Below are 21,322 nucleotides of genomic sequence, written 5' to 3'. Positions count from 1 at the left end.
GAGGAGCCTATTAAATGGCACGTTTCTTCCGTCGTCGTAAATTCTGCCGCTTCACTGCTGAAGACGTGAAAGAGATCGACTTCAAAGATCTCAACACCCTGAAAGCTTACGTATCCGAAACCGGCAAGATCGTTCCAAGCCGTATCACCGGTACCAAAGCTCGTTATCAGCGTCAGCTGGCTACCGCTATCAAGCGCGCCCGCTTCCTGGCCCTGCTGCCCTACACCGACAGCCACGGCCGCTGAGACCGGGTCGTCGACAAGCAGTAAGGGATTAGCATGCGAGCGTTAGCAAGTTTCATCATGCGCGGTCGTGTGCAGGCCACCCTGGTGGTGGTCATCAGCGCGGTACTGCCGCTGCTGTTCTGGTTGAGTGCCGCTGCTGGCAGCCTTGTGCTGCTGCGGCGTGGCTTCAAGGATGCTTCAACGGTCGTCGCTGGCGGCCTGCTGGCCGGGCTGGCCGTGTGGTTCATGGGCGATCCGATCACCTTTTTGGTGATCGCCGGTGCCCTGGGCCTGGCCGCGCTGCTGCGCGCCGAGCATCCCTGGAGCCGTGTGCTGCTTGCCAGTGCCGTGTTCGCCGTGGTTTTCAGCCTCGTGCTCGACATGGCGCTGGCGCAAACCTTCGATGTGCTGGCCAAGGCATTTGCCGAAGCCATGCCGAAAATCGAAGGGCAGCCGGTGCTCTCCGGTGAGCTGATCCGCCCTGTGCTGGTCGCCTCCACAGCAGTGACGGTGCAATTGTTCAGCGTGTTGGCCCTGGTGCTGGCGCGTTATTGGCAGGCGGCGTTGTACAACCCTGGAGGCTTCGGCCGCGAGTTTCGCGCGTTGAAGTTGCCAAAGCAGACCATGGCGGTATTGGTGGCAGTGATGGTGGTGGCTCCGTTCATCGGGTCGCAATTCATCATCCTGGCATCGGCATCCAGCCTGGTTCTGGTGCTGGCCGGCATCGCTTTGATGCATGGGCTGGTGGCACAGGGGCGACTGGCCGGTTTCTGGCTGGTGGGCATGTACGTGACGTTGCCGCTGATCATGCAGCTGATCTACCCGTTGCTGATGGTCCTGGCCATTGTCGACAGCCTGATTGATTTTCGCGGTCGCAAGTCCCCTCCGGGGAAAGACTCCGCGAACGGTGAAGGTTAAAAGTTAAGAGGTTTTACCAAATGGAACTGATCCTGCTGGAAAAAGTCGCTAACCTGGGCAACCTGGGCGACAAAGTAAAAGTTAAGGCTGGTTACGGCCGTAACTTCCTGCTGCCATTCGGCAAGGCCACCGTTGCCAACGCCGCCAACCTGGCTGCGTTCGAAGAGCGTCGCGCCGAGCTGGAAAAAGCAGCTGCTGACCGTAAATCTTCGGCTGAAAGCCGTGCTGCCCAACTGGCCGAGCTGGAAGTGACCATCACTGCCACCGCTGGCGACGAAGGCAAGCTGTTCGGTTCGATCGGCACCCACGATATCGCTGACGCCCTGACCGCCTCCGGCGTTGAAGTGGCCAAAGCCGAAGTTCGTCTGCCGAACGGCACCATCCGTCAAGTTGGCGAATACGACGTAGCCGTGCACCTGCACAGCGACGTTGAAGCCACCGTACGTGTGGTCGTCGTAGCTGCCTAAGCTGCGCTGACCGGTGGTCCCTAACGGGATAGCCGGTTAACATCGGGCACGGTCCTGTTCATTCAGGCCGTGCCCTTTGTCTTTTTCATCCTCCAGAATTCTTTCGTGGCCATGAACGAGATCACCAACTCCGAACAGCTCGACCTGCAAACCGCAGCCCTGAAGGTGCCGCCGCATTCCATCGAGGCCGAACAGGCCGTGCTCGGTGGCCTGATGCTGGACAACAACGCCTGGGAGCGGGTGCTGGACCAAGTGTCGGATGGCGACTTCTACCGGCATGACCACCGCTTGATCTTCCGTGCCGTGCACAAACTGGCCGACGCCAACCAACCGTTCGACGTCGTCACCCTGCACGAGCAACTGGACAAGGAAGGCCTTTCATCCCAGGTCGGTGGCCTTGCGTACTTGGCAGAGCTCGCCAAGAACACGCCCTCGGTAGCCAACATCAAGGCCTACGCCGCGATCATTCGCGAGCGTGCGACGCTGCGCCAACTGATCAGCATCAGTACCGATATCGCCGACAACGCCTTCAACCCGCAAGGGCGCAACGCCGAAGAAATCCTCGACGATGCTGAACGGCAGATCTTCCAGATCGCCGAGGCGCGGCCGAAGACCGGCGGCCCGGTGGGGGTCAACGAACTGTTGACCATGGCCATCGACCGTATCGACACGCTGTTCAACTCCGACAGCGACATCACCGGCGTATCCACCGGCTTCACCGATCTGGACGAAAAGACCAGCGGACTGCAGGCAGCCGACCTGATCATTGTCGCGGGCCGCCCATCGATGGGTAAGACCACCTTTGCCATGAACCTGGTGGAGAACGCCGTTTTGCGCACGGACAAAGCGGTGCTGGTGTTCTCCCTAGAGATGCCAGGCGAATCGCTGATCATGCGTATGCTCTCGTCGCTCGGCCGCATCGACCAGACCAAGGTGCGTTCCGGTCAGCTGGACGACGACGACTGGCCGCGCTTGACCTCGGCCGTCAACCTGCTCAACGACCGCAAGCTGTTCATCGACGATACTGCGGGCATCAGCCCGTCCGAGATGCGCGCGCGCACCCGGCGTCTGGCCCGAGAGCATGGCGAGATCGCCATGATCATGGTCGACTACCTGCAGCTGATGCAGATCCCAGGGTCGGCCGGTGACAACCGGACCAACGAAATTTCCGAAATTTCCCGCTCCCTGAAAGCCTTGGCCAAGGAATTCAACTGCCCGGTGATTGCGCTCTCGCAGCTCAACCGCTCCCTGGAACAGCGGCCGAACAAGCGCCCGGTGAACTCCGACTTGCGTGAGTCCGGTGCGATCGAGCAGGACGCCGACGTGATCATGTTCGTCTACCGCGACGAGGTGTACCACCCCGAAACCGAACACAAGGGCGTGGCGGAAATCATCATCGGCAAGCAGCGTAACGGCCCCATCGGCTTCGTGCGCCTGGCGTTCATCGGCAAGTACACCCGCTTCGAGAACCTTGCGCCGGGCATGTACAACTTCGACGACGACGAATAAGCCACTGGGCTGAACCCATGAATCCGACAACCACCGTCGGATTTGGTCAAAATTTGTGCTATATTCCGCGCCCGCGATTTCCCTGCACACCAGAACCGGTCACTGACATGCAAGCAGCCAAACCACTCTACGACTATCCCAAGTACTGGGCCGAATGCTTCGGGCCAGCACCTTTCCTGCCAATGAGCAGGGAGGAGATGGATCTGCTCGGCTGGGATTCCTGCGACATCATCATCGTGACCGGTGATGCCTACGTCGACCACCCGTCGTTCGGCATGGCCATCATTGGGCGCCTGCTGGAGGCCCAGGGCTTTCGCGTGGGCATCATCGCCCAGCCCAATTGGCAATCCAAAGACGACTTCATGAAGCTAGGCGAGCCGAACCTGTTCTTCGGGGTGGCCGCCGGCAACATGGATTCGATGATCAACCGCTACACCGCGGACAAAAAGGTTCGTTCCGACGACGCCTACACCCCCGGTGGCCTTGCCGGTAGCCGCCCGGATCGGGCTAGCCTGGTGTATAGCCAACGCTGCAAGGAAGCCTACAAGCATGTGCCGATCGTGCTCGGCGGCATCGAGGCTTCGCTGCGCCGCATTGCCCACTATGACTATTGGCAAGACAAGGTTCGCCACTCGATTCTGATCGACGCCAGCGCCGACATCCTGCTGTTCGGCAACGCTGAGCGCGCGGTCGTCGAAGTGGCCCAGCGCCTGTCCAATGGCGAGAAGATCGAAACCATCACCGACGTGCGCGGCACCGCATTCGTGCGCCGCGATACACCGCAAGGCTGGTTCGAGATCGACTCGACCCGTATCGATCGCCCAGGGCGCGTTGACAAGATCATCAACCCCTACGTGAACACCCAGGACACCCAAGCCTGTGCCATCGAGCAGGCCAAGGGCGAGCAGGACGACCCGAACGAAGCCAAGGTCGTACAAATTCTCGACAGCCCCAGCGTGACCCGAGAGAAGTCGGTAATTCGCCTGCCGTCGTTCGAGAAGGTGCGTAATGACCCGGTACTCTACGCCCACGCCAACCGCGTGCTGCACCTGGAGACCAACCCGGGTAATGCCCGCGCCCTGGTGCAGAAGCACGGCGAAGTGGATGTGTGGTTCAACCCGCCACCCATTCCGATGAGCACCGAAGAGATGGACTACGTGTTCGGCATGCCTTACGCGCGAGTGCCACACCCGGCCTACGGCAAGCAGCGCATCCCGGCTTACGAGATGATCCGCTTCTCGGTCAACATCATGCGCGGCTGCTTCGGTGGCTGCACCTTCTGTTCGATTACCGAGCATGAAGGCCGCATCATCCAGAACCGCTCCCACGAGTCGATCCTCAACGAGATCGAGGAGATGCGCGACAAGGTGCCGGGCTTCACCGGCGTGGTCTCCGACCTTGGCGGGCCAACCGCCAACATGTACCGCATCGCCTGCAAGAGCCACGACATCGAGAAGCACTGCCGTAAGCCATCGTGCGTGTTCCCGGGCATCTGTGAAAACCTCAACACCGACCACAGCTCGCTGATCGAGCTGTACCGCAAGGCCCGTGCCTTGCCGGGGGTGAAGAAGATCCTGATCGCTTCGGGCCTGCGTTACGACCTGGCCGTGGAGTCGCCGGAGTACGTCAAGGAACTGGTCACCCACCATGTTGGCGGTTACCTGAAGATTGCCCCGGAGCACACCGAGCGTGGTCCGTTGGACAAGATGATGAAGCCGGGCATCGGCACCTATGACCGCTTCAAGCGTATGTTCGAGAAGTTCTCCAAAGAGGCGGGCAAGGAGCAGTACCTGATCCCGTACTTCATCGCAGCGCACCCAGGCACTACCAATGAAGACATGATGAACCTGGCCCTGTGGCTCAAGGGCAATGGCTTCCGCGCCGATCAGGTGCAGGCGTTCTATCCGTCGCCGATGGCGTCTGCCACGGCCATGTACCACTCGGGCAAGAACCCGCTGCGCAAGGTCACTTACAAGAGCGAAGGCGTCGAGATCGTCAAGAGCGATGAGCAACGCCGCCTGCACAAGGCGTTTTTGCGCTATCACGACCCCAAGGGTTGGCCGATGCTGCGTGAGGCGCTGCAGCGCATGGGCCGTGCCGACTTGATCGGCCCGGGCAAGCACCAGCTGATCCCGCTGCACCAGCCGCAGACCGATAGCTACCAGAGCGCGCGCCGCAAGAACTCTACCCCAGCTGGCAGCCACAAGGTGGGCAAGGACCAGAAGATCCTGACCCAGCACACTGGCCTGCCGCCGCGTGGTAGCGATGGCAGCAAGCCGTGGGACAAGCGCGAGAAAGCCAAGGCCGAGGCGTTTGCCCGTAACCAGCAAGCGGCCAAGGAGCGCAAAGAAGCGGCCAAGGGTGGTGGCGGCAAGGGTAAGAAGCCACGGCAACCCGTGATACCACGCTAAGCTCCCAGGTGCTCCACAGAGCCTCCTGAGAGCGGCGGACCTGTTTTGCGGTTACGGCTTCTTCGTGGCTGAAGCCGCTTCAGCAGGGGCAAGTAGCCAGGATCGCCGTCGCGATCAATCTGGCTGCTTGTCGACCCACTTCGGCACTACGGGCGACTCGAAATGCGTCATGGCGTCCAGCAGTTGATCTGCTTGCTGCGCCAGCAGCAACATTGCCCGATGCGCAGGCCGCACGAAGCCTTCTTCGACGATGTGGTCGAGGAACCCGCCGAGCTTTTCATAGAAGCCGTTCACATCGAGCAGCCCCAGCGGCTTGGCGTGGTAGCCCAATTGCCCCCAGGTCCATACCTCGAACAGCTCCTCCAGTGTGCCCAAGCCACCCGGCAGAGCTATGAAGGCGTCGCTCAATTCAGCCATGCGCGCCTTGCGGGCGTGCATGCCGTCGACCACTTCCAATCGGCTCAGGCCTTTGTGGCCAATTTCAGCATTCATCAGGCTTTCGGGAATGATCCCGATCACTTCGCCACCGGCCGCCATGGCTGCATCAGCCACTGTACCCATCAAGCCTACCGCGCCACCGCCATAGACCAATGTCATGCCTCGCCGGGCAATCGCCTGGCCCAGTGCCACAGCGGCTTCACGGTAGGCGGGGTTGGTGCCGATGCTGGCACCACAGAAAACACAAATGGAACGTAAGGACATCCTGCTTCTCCAGTCAGATGGCCACAGGGTAATGCCAATGGTCCGATCCCTCCAATTGTGGATCTACTCCGGCCGCGAGAATTCGCAACTGGCCCCTGTGGCGCCCTGGGCGTAGGCGGCGAGCAAGCTGTTCATGAAACTTGAGAGGGACATAGCGATGGCTCCTAATTCAAATGTTGTCCCATCGTCTATTAAAAGTGCATGATGTGCCCTTAGATTGGTTGTATACAATCCATTGAACAATTCTACTGGCTGGCCACTTGACATGCCCTTGACCCACATCATGCAGGGCTGAAAGGGTTCAGGCAGTATCGCAATTGATAAAACCCTGCCAAGGAGATTCATGATGTTTGCGAAAGCTGTAGCGGTATCCCTGCTGACCCTCGCCAGCGCTTCTGTCTTCGCCGCCGAGTGCTCGGTGACCGTTGACTCGACCGACCAGATGTCGTTCAACACCAAGGACATCGTCGTCGATAAAAGCTGCAAAGAATTCACCGTCACCCTGACCCACTCCGGTAACCTGCCGAAGAACGTCATGGGGCACAACGTGGTGATCAGCAAGGAAGCTGACATGCAGGCAATCGCAACCGACGGTCTGTCCGCCGGGATCGAGAAAAGCTACCTCAAAGACGGTGATGAGCGAGTCATCGCCCACACCAAGATCATCGGTGCAGGCGAGACCGACAAGCTTACGTTCGATGTGTCCAAGCTTGCAGCTGATCAGAAGTACGGCTTCTTCTGCTCGTTCCCTGGCCACATCTCGATGATGAAAGGCACTGTAACGCTCAAGTAAGCGCGCAGATAAGGCCGGGGCCGCCATGCGGCCCCGGTTGTTTTTCACGGGGCGAACGGCAGTTCGCGCTTGTGCTGGGTCTTGCGGTAGGTGGCGACGATGATGTCGAACGCGGCCTGATCCACCGGCAGCCCATGCAGGAAGTCATCGATCTGCTGGTAGGTCACGCCATGGGAAGCCTCGTCGGGTTTACCGGGTTCGAGATCTTCGAGATCGGCCGTCGGCACCTTCTCCACCAGCGCCTCTGGCGCACCAAAGCTGCGCGCGATCGCTCGCACCTGGTTTTTCACCAAGCCGCTCAACGGCGCGAGGTCACAGGCGCCATCACCGAATTTGGTAAAGAAGCCCATCACCGCCTCGGCGGCATGGTCGGTACCGATCACCAGGCCTGCGCGGGCTCCAGCGATGGTGTACTGGGCCACCATGCGCGTGCGAGCCTTCACGTTGCCGACCACGAAGTCCACCAGGCTCGGTGAGCCATTCTTCAGCTCCACCACTTCTGCGGCGAGGGCTTTGACTGCAGGTGCGATGTCGACGGTGTGCACCTCATCGGCCTTGATCAGCTCCAGGCAGGCTTGGGCGTCATGCTCGTCATGCTGCACGTGGTAGGGCAGGCGCACTGCGATGAAGGTGTAGGCCTTGTCCCCGGTTTCTGCGCGCAGTTCGTTGATCGCGCGTTGGGCGAGCAGGGCTGCGGTCAATGAGTCGACCCCCCCACTAATGCCCAGCACCAAGGTCTTGAGCCGGGCATTGGCCAGGCAGTCCTTGATGAACGCCACGCGGCGGGCGACTTCGGCCTCGAGCGCAGCGGCATCGGCGAACGGCGGCTGCACTTTCAGCGCCTGGGCAATTTCTTGCTGAACCGCTTGCATGGGTTACTCCTTGCTGTGGACGTTGAAAACATGACGCATGTAAGCGACGAAGTTCTCGTCGCGGCACTGGGTCTTGGCGGCTTCGTCGGAGATTTTGGCAACCGGCGAGCCGTTGCAGTCGGTCATTTTAAGCACGATGTTCATCGGCGCCACCCCTGGGATGTCACAGGTCAGGTTGGTGCCTATGCCGAAACTGACATTGATGCGCCCGCGCAGCGCACGGAAAATTTCCAGCGAGCGGGTGAGGTTGAGGCCATCAGAGAACACCAGGGTTTTGGTCATTGGGTCTATACCCAGCTTCTGGTAGTGGACGATGGCTTTTTCCGCCCAGGCCAGCGGCTCACCAGAGTCATGGCGCAGGCCGTCGAACAGCTTGGCGAAGTACAAGTCGAAGTCGTTGAGAAAGGCATCCATGGTGATGCAATCGGTCAGTGCGATACCAAGCAGCCCACGGTACTCGCGGACCCAGCAATCCAACGCGGCAATCTGGCTATCGATCAGGCGCGGGCCGAGCTGTTGGTGGGCCATTATCCATTCATGGGCCATGGTGCCCAGCGGTTTGATATCCAGCTTCCATGCCAGGTCCACATTGCTGGTACCAACGAAGCGGCCAGGGAATTCATCGCGCAATACCCGCACCACCTCTTCTTGAACACGGCTGGAAAAGCGCCGGCGCGTGCCGAAATCAGCCACTTGCAGGCTTGCCAGCTCGTCGTCATTGGCATTGGCGCGCAGCCAGTCGAACTTGCGATAGAGCTGGTCCCGGGCTTCGGCCAGGCGCATGCGCGGGTGCAGGTGGCGGTTGCGCACTTCGCTGATGATGGCCAGTAGCGGTACTTCGAAAAGAATCACGTGCAGCCATGGGCCTTTGAGCCGCAGGGCCAATTGATCGTTCTCGATGCCAACGTGCACATAGCGCAGGTTGAACCGGAACAGGCGCAGAAAGCGTAGGAAGTCTGGCTTGAGGAAGCTGATGCGTTCGAGAAAACCCAGTTGGCCATCATCGAGCGTCAGGTCGCTTAGCAGTTCGAGCTGGTGGCGGATGTCAGCCAGGTAGGGGCGTAGATCCTCACCGTTGCGGCAGCGAAACTCCCACTCCACATCAGCATCCGGGTAGTTATGTAGCACGCCCTGCATCATGGTGAGCTTGTAGAAATCAGTGTCGAGCAGGTTGTGCACGATGCGCTCGGCGAATGCGCTCTCGCTCATCAAGGTGACTCCAGAAGCGGCGAATGCTGCACATTGTGCCAGTCTTTTGCCCGCCGTAGTGTCTGCGCCGGCCTTTATGGATGAGGCCCAAGTCGCCTTAAGTGCCTTTACTGCCAAACCAGGCGAGGTTTTCGTGCACAGGCGAGCCTTGAAACGGTGCTGGCTGTAGCACTTGCGCACCAGCGGTGTGCACTTCGGTGACGTCTACTGTTACAGCATGGTTGCACGTTAACACTTGGCATGGTTGCAATGATGGCACTGTTTGGTTGCGCCTTGTCTTTACGTGTGGTGGCGCCTTTGGCGTCGCAGACGGTTGCACGCTCAATAAAGAGACGCCCATCGGTCGCTCGCAGGCGACCTTGACCCTGTGATTTCCCGGAATACAAAACCGATGGCACGGCGCTTGCTCGGAGCAACAGGCTGAGAAGTTGTAGTGCCAACCAAAAAAACTCTAGGAGCACCGCCTCATGTCGCAGACGTTTTACAAGAAAGGTTTCCTGGCTCTGGCCGTCGCTACGGCACTGGGTGTTTCTTCGTATGTTCAGGCCGACGTCAAGATCGGCGTCGCGGGCCCCATGACCGGGGCTAACGCAGCGTTTGGCGAGCAGTACATGAAAGGCGCGCAGGCAGCGGCCGACAAGATCAATGCCGCTGGTGGCGTGAATGGCGAGAAGATCGTGCTGGTCAAAGGCGATGACGCCTGCGAGCCCAAGCAGGCCGTAGCCGTGGCCAACCGCTTGGTCGACCAGGACAAGGTGATCGGCGTAGTAGGGCACTTCTGTTCCTCGAACACCATCCCCGCTTCTGAGGTCTATGACGAAGCCGGCGTGATCGCCATCACCCCAGGCTCCACCAACCCACAGGTCACCGAGCGCGGTCTTGGCGCCATGTTCCGCATGTGCGGCCGTGACGATCAGCAGGGCATCGTCGCCGGTGATTACATCGTCGACGTACTCAAAGGCAAGAAAGTCGCCGTGCTGCACGACAAGGACACCTACGGCCAAGGCCTGGCCGATGCCACCAAGGCGCAGCTTGAGAAACGCGGCGTCAAGCCGGTGCTGTACGAAGGCCTGACCCGTGGCGAGAAAGACTTCAGCGCCGTGGTCACCAAGATCCGTGCTGCCGGTGCCGACGTGGTCTACTTCGGTGGCCTGCACCCTGAAGCCGGCCCGCTGGTGCGTCAACTGCGCGAGCAGGGTCTGAAGGACGTCAAGTTCATGTCCGATGATGGCATCGTCACCGACGAATTGGTGTCCACCGCCGGTGGTGCTCAGTACGTCGATGGCGTGTACATGACCTTCGGCGCCGACCCGCGCCTGCTGCCTGACAGCAAGGCTGTGGTGGAAGAGTTCCGCAAAGCAGGTACCGAGCCTGAAGGCTACACCCTCTACGCTTACGCCTCGCTGCAGGCGCTGGCCGCTGCGTTCAACGGTGCCAAGTCGAACAAAGGCGAAGACGCTGCCAAGTGGCTCAAGGCCAACCCAGTGCAAACCGTCATGGGCCAGAAGAAGTGGGATGAAAAGGGCGACCTGACCGTCTCCGATTACGTGGTCTACCAGTGGGATGCTCAAGGCAAGTACCACCAGCTGGAAAAACAAAAATAATAACGGCAGCCGGCCCGGACGCCCGTCCGGGCCATTGCCCCTGCGGTACCTGTCCTTATTCGGAGGCCTGCATCGTGCTGCGCTGCCAAGGCTGCCTCATCGGTAGCTCGTGGGCATCTGCGCGCGTGCAGCCTCGCTCAGGTGAGATTGCGTTATGGATGGTATTTTCCTGCAGCAACTGGTCAATGGCCTGACCCTAGGGTCGGTCTATGGCCTGATCGCCATCGGCTACACAATGGTCTATGGCATTATCGGCATGATCAACTTCGCGCACGGCGAGGTGTACATGATCTCCGCGTACCTCGCGGCGATCAGCCTGGCATTGCTGGCGTACTTCGGTATCGAATCGTTTCCTCTGCTGATGCTGGGCACGTTGTTGTTCACCATCGTCGTCACGGGCGTCTATGGCTTCACCATCGAGCGCATCGCCTACAAACCCCTGCGTAACTCCACCCGGCTGGCACCGCTGATCAGTGCCATCGGCATTTCGTTGATCCTGCAGAACTACGCGCAGATCAGCCAGGGCGCCCGCCAGCAAGGCGTGCCGACCCTGCTCGAAGGTGCCATGCGCATCGAGGTCGGCACCGGCTTCGTGCAACTGACCTACACCAAGATCTTCATCCTGGTAGCGGCGTTCCTTGGCATGGGGCTGCTGACCTACGTGATCAAGTACACCAAGCTCGGCCGCATGTGCCGCGCCACCCAGCAAGACCGCAAGATGGCCTCGATCCTTGGCATCAACACCGATCGGGTAATTTCCTATGTATTCGTCATCGGTGCGGTGATGGCGGCCCTTGCTGGCGTGTTGATCACCCTGAACTACGGCACCTTCGACTTCTACGCCGGCTTCATCATCGGTATCAAGGCCTTCACCGCCGCGGTATTGGGCGGCATCGGGTCGCTGCCTGGCGCCATGCTCGGCGGGATCATCCTGGGGATTTCCGAGTCGCTGTTCTCTGGCCTGATCAACTCCGATTACAAGGATGTGTTCAGTTTCTCCCTGCTGGTGATGATCCTTATCTTCCGCCCGCAAGGCCTGCTGGGCCGCCCGCTCGTGGCTAAGGTGTGAACATGTCGATTGCCAAAATTGCCTCTGCCTCCGAAACCAAAGGTTTCGATATCAAACGCAGCCTGCTCGAAACCATCGTCGCCGGTTTGCTGGCGCTGATCGTGTTCGGCCCGATCGTCGGCGTGGTGCTCGACGGTTACTCCTTCAATGCCGAGCCTCGCCGGGTAGCGTGGCTGGTTGGCGGGGTGATGCTCGGGCGCTTTCTGCTCAGCCTTTACGTCCAAACCGCTGCCGGTCGGCGTATGCTGGCAGGCTTCGAGAGCGGTGGTTCGGGCGTGCATGTGCGCGAGCCGGGCTACACCTCGCGGCTGCGCTACATCATCCCGGCGCTGGTGGTGATTGCCATCATCTTCCCGGTGTTCGCCAACAAATACCTGCTGACTGTGGTCATCCTCGGCCTGATCTACGTGTTGCTGGGCCTTGGCCTGAACATCGTGGTCGGCCTGGCCGGTTTGCTCGACCTTGGCTATGTGGCGTTCTATGCCATTGGTGCCTACGGTCTGGCGCTGGGTTACCAGTACCTGGGCCTGGGTTTCTGGAGCGTGCTACCGCTGGCGGCCATCGCTGCGGCGCTGGCCGGGTGCATTCTCGGCTTCCCGGTATTGCGAATGCACGGGGACTACCTGGCCATTGTGACGCTGGGCTTTGGCGAGATCATTCGCCTGGTACTGAACAACTGGTTGTCCTTCACCGGTGGCCCGAACGGTATGCCCGCGCCAGCGCCGACCTTCTTCGGCCTGGAGTTCGGCCGCAGGGCCAAGGATGGCGGTGTGCCGATCCACGAATTCCTTGGCATCGATTACAACGCCAACCTCAAGTTCGTGTTCATCTACGCCGTGTTGTTCCTGGTGGTGCTGGCGGTGCTTTACATCAAACACCGGCTCACCCGCATGCCGGTCGGCCGCGCTTGGGAGGCGCTGCGCGAAGACGAGATCGCCTGCCGCTCGATGGGCCTGAACCACGTGCTGGTGAAACTCTCGGCCTTCACCCTCGGTGCTTCTACTGCGGGCCTGGCAGGGGTGTTCTTCGCTACCTACCAAGGTTTCGTCAACCCGTCGTCTTTCACCTTCTTCGAGTCGGCGCTGATTCTTGCCATCGTTGTGCTTGGCGGCATGGGCTCGACCGTCGGCGTGGTGATCGCGGCGTTCGTGCTGACCGTTGCGCCAGAGCTGCTGCGCAGCTTCTCGGAATACCGCGTGCTGCTGTTTGGCGTGCTGATGGTGCTGATGATGATCTGGCGACCGCGAGGCTTGATCCGCATCAGCCGCAGCGGCGTGACCCCACGTAAAGGAGTGGCGCCATGAGCGACGAAATCATTCTCTCGGTCGATAACCTGATGATGCAGTTCGGTGGCATCAAGGCGCTCAGCGATGTCAGCCTGAAGGTCAAACGCAATCAGATCTTCGCTTTGATTGGCCCCAACGGTGCCGGCAAGACCACGGTGTTCAACTGCTTGACCGGTTTTTACAAGGCCAGTGGCGGGCGCATCGAGCTCAACGTGCGCGGCAGCCACACCAATGTCATCCAGTTGCTCGGCGAACGCTTCCAGGCCGCGGACTTCCTATCCCCAGCGCGCTTTGCCAGCCGCCTGTATTACAAGATGTTCGGCGGTACCCACCTGGTCAACCGTGCAGGCCTGGCGCGTACCTTCCAGAACATCCGGCTGTTCAAGGAAATGTCGGTGGTGGAAAACCTGTTGGTCGCCCAGCACATGTGGGTAAACCGCAACCTGCTGGCTGGGGTGCTCAATACCAAGGCATACCGCAAGGCCGAGAGCGATGCTCTGGATCATGCGTTTTACTGGCTGGAGGTGGTCGACCTGGTCGACTGCGCCAATCGCCTGGCTGGCGAGTTGTCCTATGGCCAGCAGCGCCGCCTGGAAATTGCCCGGGCCATGTGCACACGGCCGAAGATCATCTGCCTGGACGAACCGGCCGCCGGCCTCAACCCCCAGGAAACCGAAGCCCTGAGCGGCATGATCCGGGTGTTGCGTGACCAGCACGACATCACCGTGGTGCTGATCGAACACGATATGGGCATGGTGATGAGCATTTCCGACCATATTGTCGTGCTCGACCACGGCAATGTGATCGCCGAAGGCGCACCGCAGGAAATCCGCCACAACCCAACGGTGATCGCCGCCTACCTGGGTGCTGACGAAGAGGAGCTGGTATGACTGCACCCATTCTCGAACTCAAAGACCTGGACGTGTTCTACGGCCCCATCCAGGCCCTCAAGAAAGTTTCGATGCATATCAACGAGGGGGAGACGGTGAGCCTGATCGGGGCCAATGGCGCCGGCAAGTCGACATTGCTGATGTCGATCTTCGGGCAGCCCCGGGCAGCTTCGGGGCAGATCGTCTACCGTGGCACCGACATCACCCGCAAGACCTCGCACTACATCGCATCCAACGGCATCGCCCAGTCGCCGGAAGGGCGCCGTGTGTTCCCGGACATGACGGTCGAAGAAAACCTGATGATGGGCACCATCCCCATCGGCGACAAACATGCAGCCGAGGATATGCAGCGCATGTTCGAACTGTTTCCACGTTTGAAGGAGCGGCGTAACCAGCGTGCAATGACCATGTCTGGTGGCGAACAACAAATGCTCGCCATCGCCCGGGCGTTGATGAGCCGGCCGAAGCTATTGCTGCTGGATGAGCCGTCACTGGGGCTGGCGCCGATCGTGGTCAAGCAGATCTTCGCTACCCTGCGCGAGCTAGCCAAGACTGGCATGACCATTTTCCTGGTAGAGCAGAACGCCAACCACGCCCTGAAGCTGTCGGATCGAGCCTATGTGATGGTCAACGGGCAAATCCGCATGAGCGGCACGGGCCAGGAGCTGCTGGTAAACGAAGAGGTGCGCAACGCCTACCTCGGCGGCCACTGAGCCGCGCAAGATGGGCTGCGGTAGCAGCCCTGTTGCGATGTGGACAACTTGTCGCATGGATCTTGCCGACGATGCCGATCGCTGCATCCCAACCCCGTTTCCACAGGCTTGATGTTTTCCACGGATAATGTGGAACCGCCTGTGGAAAACATGGTGGCATCACGCTCAAGCCCTCTTGATCCGTGGCTTACAAGCTTCTGATCATAATTTGATCAGGCGCTGTTTTGGCATGGATTTGCAGGGCTTTTACAAGACACCGGCTACTTGCATCAGCGCTTGATTGCTTGTGGATAAGTCTGTGGGAAAGCCTTGGACAGACGGCTGTAGGCGGCATGGATGAAAGCTTTAAGCCATCACCTTGAAAGCAATCTCCAGATCTGGCCCGCAATTCACCGGGCCCGCCTGAGGTAACTTGCCCCCAATCAATGGGGAAAGCCCTGTGGATAACATGCGTATAGCTGGCTCCGGGCCTGCTGACACAAGGGTTTCGTGCACATGACCAAAAAATGACCAGTAGCTCTGCCGGCTTGCTGCCTGCACCTGGCGCGGGCATGCTGCGAAGCTGTCGATGACAATCTACCGTGAGGAACAGAGCATGACGTCCACCGTATTCATCACTGGCGCCACTTCCGGCTTTGGCGAGGCCACCGCCCGTCGCTTCGCTGAAGCTGGTTGGCAGCTGGTGCTCACCGGGCGCCGCAAGGAGCGCTTGGATGCCCTGTGCGCCGAACTTTCGGCCAAAACCCAAGTGCATGGTCTGGTGCTGGATGTACGTGACCGCAAGGCCATGGAGCAGGCCATCGCCGGCCTGCCGGCCGGCTTCGACAAATTGCGTGGTTTGGTCAATAACGCCGGGCTGGCGCTTGGCGTGGATGCAGCGCAGAACTGCAGCCTGGATGACTGGGACACCATGGTCGATACCAACATCAAAGGCCTGATGTACACCACACGCCTGCTGCTGCCGCGCCTGATTGCCCATGGCCGCGGGGCGTCGATCCTCAATGTGGGCTCGGTGGCGGGCAATTACCCGTATCCAGGCAGCAATGTGTACGGTGGCACCAAGGCCTTCGTCGGCCAGTTCTCCTTAAGCCTGCGCTGCGACCTGCGCGGCACTGGTGTGCGGGTGAGCAACATCGAACCTGGCCTGTGCGAAAGCGAATTCTCGCTGGTGCGCCATGGCGGCGATCAGGCCAAATACGATGCGACCTACGCCGGCGCAGAGCCCATCCAGCCGCAGGACATAGCCGAGACCATTTTCTGGATTCTCAACCAGCCTGCGCACATCAACATCAATAGCCTCGAGTTGATGCCAGTGCGTCAGGACTTCGCTGGGCTGTCGATCGATCGCTCAGCGAAAGCCTGAGCCGGCTACTTGGGGATCATTTTCAGATACGTGGATTTGGAATCGATCAAGCCAAGTGTCTGCAGCACATCGTTGACGGCATCATGCATCCCGAGGTCCTCTCGGGTCGCGGTGCCGTCCACCACGCGGCGAAGGCTGAGCAAAAAGCTCAGCTTGCCGAAGGCAATGTGATCGAGGTCGGCCTTCTGTTTGTCGAATATCTGCTTCGCGGCCCCATTGATCTGGGCTTCGAGGAAGTCTTTGAACGCTGATCTTTCCATGATGGGCACCTCGTTGATGGAGGTTCCAACCTAGCAGCGCCATGACGCGGCCGAAACTGGCAAAAATGCTAGGTCAGCCAGCGCTGAGAAGGCCGCTCAGACAAGTCGCCAGATGGTAGGGCGTGGTCGACGGCATATCATGCCGGCTCACCACGCCTTCACCGTTACGGCACTCATACCAGCCCCGAGCATGCAGAAACTGCTGCTCCATCGCCTTCAGCTGAACCAGCAGTTTTGCCTGATGCTCAGGGCGCAGCGCCAGTGCCCGCAGGTATTCGGCCTGGGCCCAGATCCGTTGGGTCGCATCCAGCACGTTGCCATCCACATCGAGCATGGCCAGTACGGCGGCGTTGTTTACCCCGCAAAGCTCGGCATAGCCGAAGGCCCGCAACAAGGAGGCATGCAACGGCGTGCCGTGTAGCAATGACGAAGTTTCCAGCAGGTAGAACCATTCGAACTGATGGCCTGGCTCGAACCAGTTATCCACAGACCCCAGCGGTTTTTCCAGCATCAGGCCATGCTGTGGCTCGATGAAGTGCTCCTGCAATGCCTGGCACAATTGCAGCAACGCCTGCTGAACCTGCGCGTCCTCGCGCACGGCCAGCACTTGCAGAAAAGCTTCGGCCAGGTGCATCTGCGGGTTCTGCAATGGGCCGCTGCCAAGATCTGCCCAATCTTCGCCAAGGCTGGCTTCGTATAGGCCGTCGTCCCGGGCAAATTGCTGACCCACCACTTCCAGCGCGGCGTTGAGGGTGGCTTCGACCAGCCCGTCACCGACCTTGCCCCAGTAATGGGCGCAGGCGAAGACGATGAAAGCGTGGGTGTAGAGGTCCTTGCGCCGGTCCAGTGGCTTGCCCTGGGCGTCGATGCTGTAAAACCAGCCGCCATGTTCGGGGTCGTGAAAGTGCTTTTGCAACGAGCGCAGCAGTGCCGCTGCTCGCTCGGCCGCGCCGGGTTGCTCGATGCGGCTGCTGAACAGGTATAACTGCCGAGCACAGGCCATGGCGCGGTAGCGCTGCACCGGCAGTGGCCGATGTTCGGCGTCGAGCGCCTCGTAGGGCAGGGCCATCTCGGCATTCCAGCCAGGGCCTTGCCACAGCGGCACGATGCAGTCGGCAAAATGCTGGTTGAATCGGGCCAATTCAGGCAGGGCAGGAAGGGGGCTGGGCATGTTGGCGCTCATCACTTTCGGGCAGGGCGCCATGGTAGCAGAACTAGGGATGCGGGTTGCTCAGCCCTTGCCAGTGGCGTGCGCCCACGAAGATGAAGCGCAATTGCTGAGTGATTTTCTCCTGGGCGCTCAGCGACTGTGGATAACCTGGCTGCGGGTTATCGATCAGCTCCGGCAGGGTCGCGAACACGGTTTTGACCACCAGGTCGGCCATCACCGCCAGCGCGGCGTTGTCCAGGTGCTGCCAGCGCGGCATTCGCGCAAGGTCCGTGGCCAAGTCGTCACTGATGTTCTGGCGCAGGCAGGCGATGGCCTGACGGACGGCGTGCGAGCCACCGTACTGCTCACGGGCCAGAAACAGAAACTGCGCGCGGTGGGCGTTGACCACGTCGAGGAAGATGCGCACGGATGCATCGGTGATACCGCCCAGTTCGAATTCGTTATGCCGCACCAGGCGGATGGTCTGGCGGAACGTGGCGTCGATCTCGGCGACCAGTGCCAGGCCCAGCGCGTCCATGTCGCAGAAGTGCCGATAAAAACCGGTAGGGACGATGCCCGCAGCCTTGGCCACTTCGCGCAGGCTAACGCTGCCAAAGCCCCGGCCACTCTCCATCAGCTGGCAAGCAGCATCCAGCAGGGCCTGGCGGGTCTGTAGCTTCTGTTCGGCGCGCGGCAGCATTGGGCTGGTTTCTGTGAAGGTGAGGCTGGGCACTCTAGATAAAAAAACGAAGCCCGGTCAATGGACCGGGCTGGGAGGGGAGCAAACGGTGTGACAGCGGTTGTTGTTTTCGGTCATGGTGATCAGCTCACGTGGCTGATGGCAACCAGACGATCGGAACCACCCTCAGCCATGCGGCCGCTACGCTCGATCAGACGGTCGGAGCCACCTTCGGCAACCCGGCCACTGCGCTCGATCAGACGGTCAGAGCCACCTTCGGCAACCCGGCCACTGCGCTCGATCAGACGGTCAGAGCCACCTTCGGCAACTCGGCCGCTACGCTCGATCAGACGGTCAGAGCCACCTTCGGCAACTCGGCCACTGCGCTCGATCAGGCGGTCGGAGCCACCTTCGGCGACGGTTTTGAGCGGTTGGGCAATTTCTGCGGCGCTGGAGCGCGACTCGGCAGTCAGGTGCTGGTCTGCAGCAGGAAGGGCGAACGCGTTGGCAGCAAGTATGGACAGGGTCAGGGTCAGCAGAGTGCGTTTCATGATTCGGTGCTCTTCTCGGGGGCTAGAAAGTGGGTACGAAGCCAATGCTACGCTCGGTGACGCCAGAGAGAAGTTCATACGGGTAATGGTAACAATCGATGCGATTGATAGCGGATGCGATGGCTCTATTGCGGCAGTTTCCGGGTGTGAAACGAGCGCTTGCCAGTACCGGAAGAGGTAACAGTGGGGGATGGCCGACGCCAAAAGCTGGGCACGAAAGCTGAAAAAACTCGCTAGCATGGACAGGCCGATTAAACCCGACGGGTTTTCATCAGTCCGAAATAATGAATGCCATCGCTACGCCTGCTTTGTGCCTTGCCATCAGGAGACTCACGCAATGACGCGCCCCGCCAGAATCATCGTCTGGACCCTTTCCACTCTGCTGACCCTGTTGGCGATCCTGGTGATCATCATTGCCACCTTCGACTGGAACCGCGTCAAGCCACTGATCAACGAAAAAGTGTCCGAAGCGCTGCATCGGCCATTCGCGATCAACGGCAACCTCGCTGTGCATTGGCGTACCGAACCGGACCAGGGAGGCTGGCGAGCCTGGGTGCCATGGCCGCACTTCATCGCAGAAGACCTGACCTTGGGCAACCCCGACTGGCTCAAGGAGCCCCAGATGGTTGGGCTTGAGCGGGTGGAATTTCGTCTGGCGCCATTGCCGCTGTTGTACCAGCAGATCAGCATCCCGCGCATCGACCTCACCAAGCCCAATGCGAGCCTTACGCGCCTGGCCGATGGCCGCGCCAATTGGACGTTTGACTTCGGGCCCAAAGACGAAGACCAAACACCGTCCAAATGGGAGTTGGATATCGGTGCCATTGGCTTTGACCAAGGCAACGTCAGCTTCGACGATCAGACGTTGAAAACCAGCATGAAGGTGCAGATCGATCCGCTCGGCAAACCGATCCCCTTCAGTGAGATCGTCGGCAAGGCCAACGCTGAGAAGGCGGGCGGGGCTCAAGACTATGCATTTGGTCTCAAAGCTCAAGGTCGCTACAAGGGCCAGCCAGTATCAGGCACCGGCAAAATCGGCGGGCTGCTCGCCTTGCAGGATGCCAGCCAGCCATTCCCGCTGCAGGCCGACGTGCGTATCGCCGATACCCACGTCGTGTTGGCTGGCACCCTGACTGATCCTCGCAATCTTGGCGCTCTGGACCTGCGTCTGCGTTTGTCTGGGGCCAGCCTGGGCAATCTGTATCCATTGACCGGGGTAACGTTGCCCGATACGCCGGCTTACTCCACCGATGGTCGGCTTAGCGTCAACCTGCACGCACCTGAAGGTGCCAATTTCAACTACCAGAATTTCAACGGCAAAATCGGCAACAGTGACATCCATGGCGACCTGAGCTTCGTCGCCAGCAAGCCGCGGCCGAAGCTGGCCGGCAAGCTGGTGTCCAATCAACTGTTGTTCAAGGACCTGGCGCCGCTGATCGGTGCCGATTCCAATGCCGAGCAGAAGGCACGCGGCGGTGCGAGCAAGCAACCCGCCGACAAGGTGCTGCCTGTGGAGGAGTTCCGCACCGAGCGCTGGGGCGCCATGGATGCCGACGTAAGCTTCGCCGGCAAGCGCATCGTGCACAGTGAACAGCTGCCATTGAGCGACTTGTCGGCCCACGTAATCCTCGAAGATGGGCTGCTGCGCCTTGAACCGCTGCGCTTTGGCGTGGCGGGAGGGAACCTGGCAGCCAACATCCGCCTGGACGGCCGAAACGTGCCGCTCCAAGGCCACGCTCAACTCACGGCCCGCGGTTTCAAACTCAAGCAGCTGTTCCCAACCTTTGCACCGATGCAAACCAGCTTCGGCGAGCTCAACGGCGATGCCGACATCACTGGCCGCGGCAATTCGGTGGCTGCCTTGCTGGGCACGGCCAATGGCAACCTTCGCATGCTGATCAACGATGGCGCCATCAGCCGCAGCCTGATGGAGATCGCCGGGCTTAATGTCGGTAACTACGTGGTTGGCAAGCTGTTCGGCGACGAGGACGTGCAGATCAACTGCGCCGCAGCGGACGTTGACATCAAGGACGGCTTGGCAAGCACGCGTCTGTTCATCTTCGATACCGAGAACGCGATCATCTATGTCAATGGGACGGCCAACTTCGCCACTGAGCAGTTGGACTTGAAGATCAATCCGGAGTCCAAGGGCGTGCGGTTGTTCTCGCTGCGCTCGCCGCTGTATGTACGCGGGGCCTTCGCCAAGCCAAGTGCTGGGGTCCAGGCAGTGCCGCTGGCATTGCGAGGTGCGGGGATGGTAGCGCTGGGTGTGGTAGCGGGCCCTGCTGCAGGGTTGCTGGCGTTGGTAGCGCCTAGTAGCGGCGATGAGCCCAACCAATGCACGCCATTGCTGCAGCAAATGAGAGCTGGCAAAGCGCCTGCTGCGGTGAAGGCGAAAAAATAAAGGGCGCAGTGCCCTGATGCCAGTGAGGTTCGCCTGTCAGGGCTGCTTTGCAGCCTTTCGCGGTAAATCCGCTGCGACTGGTTTGTTTGTGGAGTCACTTTACGCGCAATGTATGTGAGGGTGTTCTGACTGCGCTTGCCGCTGTATACGCTGTAGCTGCGGCAAACTAAAGCCGGCACGAGGCCGGCTTAGGGAAGGGCAGATTGGGGCTGTGCGCCAATGCTATTGGGGCTGCAAAACAGCCCCAA

The 21,322-nt window shown here is 60.2% G+C and carries 20 protein-coding genes; 13 read left to right on the top strand and 7 right to left on the bottom strand.

The features are described 5' to 3' along the window. The first annotated feature begins 14 nt into the window (after positions 1 to 14). From rpsR to HU725_RS20375, 5 genes are all read left to right on the top strand, one after another. Complete coding sequence (gene rpsR / locus HU725_RS20395; RefSeq protein ID WP_003249563.1) at positions 15 to 245, top strand: 30S ribosomal protein S18; 231 nt, start codon at positions 15 to 17, stop codon at positions 243 to 245. Between the two features lie 33 nt (positions 246 to 278). Then, positions 279 to 1,142: a hypothetical protein gene (locus HU725_RS20390; protein WP_186476389.1), complete on the top strand. Its 864-nt coding sequence runs from the start codon at positions 279 to 281 to the stop codon at positions 1,140 to 1,142. Between the two features lie 20 nt (positions 1,143 to 1,162). Continuing rightward, positions 1,163 to 1,609: a 50S ribosomal protein L9 gene (rplI, locus tag HU725_RS20385; RefSeq protein ID WP_012316464.1), complete on the top strand. Its 447-nt coding sequence runs from the start codon at positions 1,163 to 1,165 to the stop codon at positions 1,607 to 1,609. A 111-nt stretch (positions 1,610 to 1,720) separates the two neighbouring features. Continuing rightward, positions 1,721 to 3,118 (top strand): replicative DNA helicase, encoded by a 1,398-nt coding sequence (gene dnaB, locus HU725_RS20380; RefSeq protein ID WP_060477967.1) that lies wholly within the window; start codon positions 1,721 to 1,723, stop codon positions 3,116 to 3,118. A 107-nt stretch (positions 3,119 to 3,225) separates the two neighbouring features. Beyond that, positions 3,226 to 5,529 (top strand): YgiQ family radical SAM protein, encoded by a 2,304-nt coding sequence (locus HU725_RS20375; RefSeq protein WP_186476390.1) that lies wholly within the window; start codon positions 3,226 to 3,228, stop codon positions 5,527 to 5,529. Between the two features lie 114 nt (positions 5,530 to 5,643). Here the strand turns inward: HU725_RS20375 and HU725_RS20370 are convergent, their stop codons facing one another. Further along, the gene (locus HU725_RS20370) at positions 5,644 to 6,231 is read right to left on the bottom strand and encodes a cytokinin riboside 5'-monophosphate phosphoribohydrolase (RefSeq protein WP_186476391.1); all 588 of its coding nucleotides are present in this window, start codon (positions 6,229 to 6,231) and stop codon (positions 5,644 to 5,646) included. A gap of 346 nt (positions 6,232 to 6,577) precedes the next feature. Between HU725_RS20370 and azu the strand changes: the two genes are divergently transcribed. Then, positions 6,578 to 7,024 (top strand): azurin, encoded by a 447-nt coding sequence (azu, locus tag HU725_RS20365; RefSeq protein ID WP_186476469.1) that lies wholly within the window; start codon positions 6,578 to 6,580, stop codon positions 7,022 to 7,024. A gap of 44 nt (positions 7,025 to 7,068) precedes the next feature. Here the strand turns inward: azu and nadE are convergent, their stop codons facing one another. Then, complete coding sequence (gene nadE, locus HU725_RS20360; RefSeq protein WP_060477939.1) at positions 7,069 to 7,896, bottom strand: NAD(+) synthase; 828 nt, start codon at positions 7,894 to 7,896, stop codon at positions 7,069 to 7,071. Positions 7,897 to 7,899: 3 nt separating this feature from the next. After that, positions 7,900 to 9,105: a nicotinate phosphoribosyltransferase gene (pncB, locus tag HU725_RS20355; RefSeq protein ID WP_186476392.1), complete on the bottom strand. Its 1,206-nt coding sequence runs from the start codon at positions 9,103 to 9,105 to the stop codon at positions 7,900 to 7,902. A gap of 467 nt (positions 9,106 to 9,572) precedes the next feature. Here pncB and HU725_RS20350 point away from each other — a divergent pair, with 467 nt between their 5' ends. From HU725_RS20350 to HU725_RS20325, 6 genes are all read left to right on the top strand, one after another. Beyond that, the gene (locus HU725_RS20350) at positions 9,573 to 10,709 is read left to right on the top strand and encodes a branched-chain amino acid ABC transporter substrate-binding protein (protein ID WP_060477937.1); all 1,137 of its coding nucleotides are present in this window, start codon (positions 9,573 to 9,575) and stop codon (positions 10,707 to 10,709) included. Positions 10,710 to 10,863: 154 nt separating this feature from the next. Further along, positions 10,864 to 11,778, top strand: coding sequence for an ABC transporter permease subunit (locus tag HU725_RS20345; RefSeq protein WP_060477936.1), 915 nt, complete (start codon positions 10,864 to 10,866; stop codon positions 11,776 to 11,778). A 2-nt stretch (positions 11,779 to 11,780) separates the two neighbouring features. Further along, positions 11,781 to 13,082 (top strand): high-affinity branched-chain amino acid ABC transporter permease LivM, encoded by a 1,302-nt coding sequence (livM, locus tag HU725_RS20340; protein ID WP_060477935.1) that lies wholly within the window; start codon positions 11,781 to 11,783, stop codon positions 13,080 to 13,082. Next, a complete protein-coding gene (locus tag HU725_RS20335; protein WP_186476393.1) occupies positions 13,079 to 13,954 on the top strand; it encodes an ATP-binding cassette domain-containing protein in 876 nt (291 codons plus the stop codon). Before livM ends, HU725_RS20335 begins: the two co-directional genes overlap by 4 nt. After that, positions 13,951 to 14,667 carry an ABC transporter ATP-binding protein gene (locus HU725_RS20330; RefSeq protein ID WP_060477933.1) on the top strand — a complete coding sequence of 239 codons (717 nt, stop codon included), beginning with the start codon at positions 13,951 to 13,953 and terminating at the stop codon, positions 14,665 to 14,667. Before HU725_RS20335 ends, HU725_RS20330 begins: the two co-directional genes overlap by 4 nt. 595 nt (positions 14,668 to 15,262) lie before the next feature. Next, complete coding sequence (locus HU725_RS20325) at positions 15,263 to 16,030, top strand: SDR family oxidoreductase (RefSeq protein WP_060477932.1); 768 nt, start codon at positions 15,263 to 15,265, stop codon at positions 16,028 to 16,030. A 5-nt stretch (positions 16,031 to 16,035) separates the two neighbouring features. On the opposite strand, the gene HU725_RS20320 is transcribed toward HU725_RS20325, so the two are convergent. From HU725_RS20320 to HU725_RS20305, 4 genes are all read right to left on the bottom strand, one after another. Next, positions 16,036 to 16,290: a hypothetical protein gene (locus HU725_RS20320; RefSeq protein WP_060477931.1), complete on the bottom strand. Its 255-nt coding sequence runs from the start codon at positions 16,288 to 16,290 to the stop codon at positions 16,036 to 16,038. A gap of 73 nt (positions 16,291 to 16,363) precedes the next feature. Then, on the bottom strand, positions 16,364 to 17,461 hold the full coding sequence (locus HU725_RS20315) for an AGE family epimerase/isomerase (protein ID WP_225915500.1): 1,098 nt from the start codon (positions 17,459 to 17,461) through the stop codon (positions 16,364 to 16,366). Between the two features lie 43 nt (positions 17,462 to 17,504). Continuing rightward, entirely contained in the window at positions 17,505 to 18,140 is a 636-nt protein-coding gene (locus HU725_RS20310) for a TetR family transcriptional regulator (protein ID WP_186476395.1), read from the bottom strand. A gap of 122 nt (positions 18,141 to 18,262) precedes the next feature. Beyond that, complete coding sequence (locus HU725_RS20305) at positions 18,263 to 18,670, bottom strand: phage infection protein (protein ID WP_186476396.1); 408 nt, start codon at positions 18,668 to 18,670, stop codon at positions 18,263 to 18,265. Positions 18,671 to 19,007: 337 nt separating this feature from the next. Here HU725_RS20305 and HU725_RS20300 point away from each other — a divergent pair, with 337 nt between their 5' ends. After that, a complete protein-coding gene (locus HU725_RS20300; protein ID WP_186476397.1) occupies positions 19,008 to 21,074 on the top strand; it encodes an AsmA family protein in 2,067 nt (688 codons plus the stop codon). Positions 21,075 to 21,322: the final 248 nt, after the last annotated feature.

This window comes from Pseudomonas promysalinigenes, assembly GCF_014269025.2.
Taxonomy (GTDB): Bacteria; Pseudomonadota; Gammaproteobacteria; order Pseudomonadales; family Pseudomonadaceae; genus Aquipseudomonas; species Aquipseudomonas promysalinigenes.
Note: the sequence above shows the minus strand (reverse complement) of the source record. Positions and strands in the feature narration are given on the sequence as shown.

Excerpts from the sequence above, each read along its gene's own strand:
- HU725_RS20370 (WP_186476391.1), bottom strand. The coding sequence starts at position 6,231 with ATGTCCTTACGTTCCATTTGTGTTTTCTGTGGTGCCAGCATCGGCACC.
- HU725_RS20345 (WP_060477936.1), top strand. The coding sequence starts at position 10,864 with ATGGATGGTATTTTCCTGCAGCAACTGGTCAATGGCCTGACCCTAGGG.
- rplI (WP_012316464.1), top strand. The coding sequence starts at position 1,163 with ATGGAACTGATCCTGCTGGAAAAAGTCGCTAACCTGGGCAACCTGGGC.
- HU725_RS20300 (WP_186476397.1), top strand. The coding sequence starts at position 19,008 with ATGACGCGCCCCGCCAGAATCATCGTCTGGACCCTTTCCACTCTGCTG.
- HU725_RS20375 (WP_186476390.1), top strand. The coding sequence starts at position 3,226 with ATGCAAGCAGCCAAACCACTCTACGACTATCCCAAGTACTGGGCCGAA.
- pncB (WP_186476392.1), bottom strand. The coding sequence starts at position 9,105 with ATGAGCGAGAGCGCATTCGCCGAGCGCATCGTGCACAACCTGCTCGAC.
- HU725_RS20305 (WP_186476396.1), bottom strand. The coding sequence starts at position 18,670 with ATGAAACGCACTCTGCTGACCCTGACCCTGTCCATACTTGCTGCCAAC.
- HU725_RS20390 (WP_186476389.1), top strand. The coding sequence starts at position 279 with ATGCGAGCGTTAGCAAGTTTCATCATGCGCGGTCGTGTGCAGGCCACC.
- azu (WP_186476469.1), top strand. The coding sequence starts at position 6,578 with ATGTTTGCGAAAGCTGTAGCGGTATCCCTGCTGACCCTCGCCAGCGCT.
- HU725_RS20335 (WP_186476393.1), top strand. The coding sequence starts at position 13,079 with ATGAGCGACGAAATCATTCTCTCGGTCGATAACCTGATGATGCAGTTC.
- HU725_RS20320 (WP_060477931.1), bottom strand. The coding sequence starts at position 16,290 with ATGGAAAGATCAGCGTTCAAAGACTTCCTCGAAGCCCAGATCAATGGG.
- dnaB (WP_060477967.1), top strand. The coding sequence starts at position 1,721 with ATGAACGAGATCACCAACTCCGAACAGCTCGACCTGCAAACCGCAGCC.
- HU725_RS20325 (WP_060477932.1), top strand. The coding sequence starts at position 15,263 with ATGACGTCCACCGTATTCATCACTGGCGCCACTTCCGGCTTTGGCGAG.
- HU725_RS20310 (WP_186476395.1), bottom strand. The coding sequence starts at position 18,140 with ATGCTGCCGCGCGCCGAACAGAAGCTACAGACCCGCCAGGCCCTGCTG.
- HU725_RS20315 (WP_225915500.1), bottom strand. The coding sequence starts at position 17,461 with ATGCCCAGCCCCCTTCCTGCCCTGCCTGAATTGGCCCGATTCAACCAG.
- livM (WP_060477935.1), top strand. The coding sequence starts at position 11,781 with ATGTCGATTGCCAAAATTGCCTCTGCCTCCGAAACCAAAGGTTTCGAT.
- nadE (WP_060477939.1), bottom strand. The coding sequence starts at position 7,896 with ATGCAAGCGGTTCAGCAAGAAATTGCCCAGGCGCTGAAAGTGCAGCCG.
- rpsR (WP_003249563.1), top strand. The coding sequence starts at position 15 with ATGGCACGTTTCTTCCGTCGTCGTAAATTCTGCCGCTTCACTGCTGAA.
- HU725_RS20350 (WP_060477937.1), top strand. The coding sequence starts at position 9,573 with ATGTCGCAGACGTTTTACAAGAAAGGTTTCCTGGCTCTGGCCGTCGCT.
- HU725_RS20330 (WP_060477933.1), top strand. The coding sequence starts at position 13,951 with ATGACTGCACCCATTCTCGAACTCAAAGACCTGGACGTGTTCTACGGC.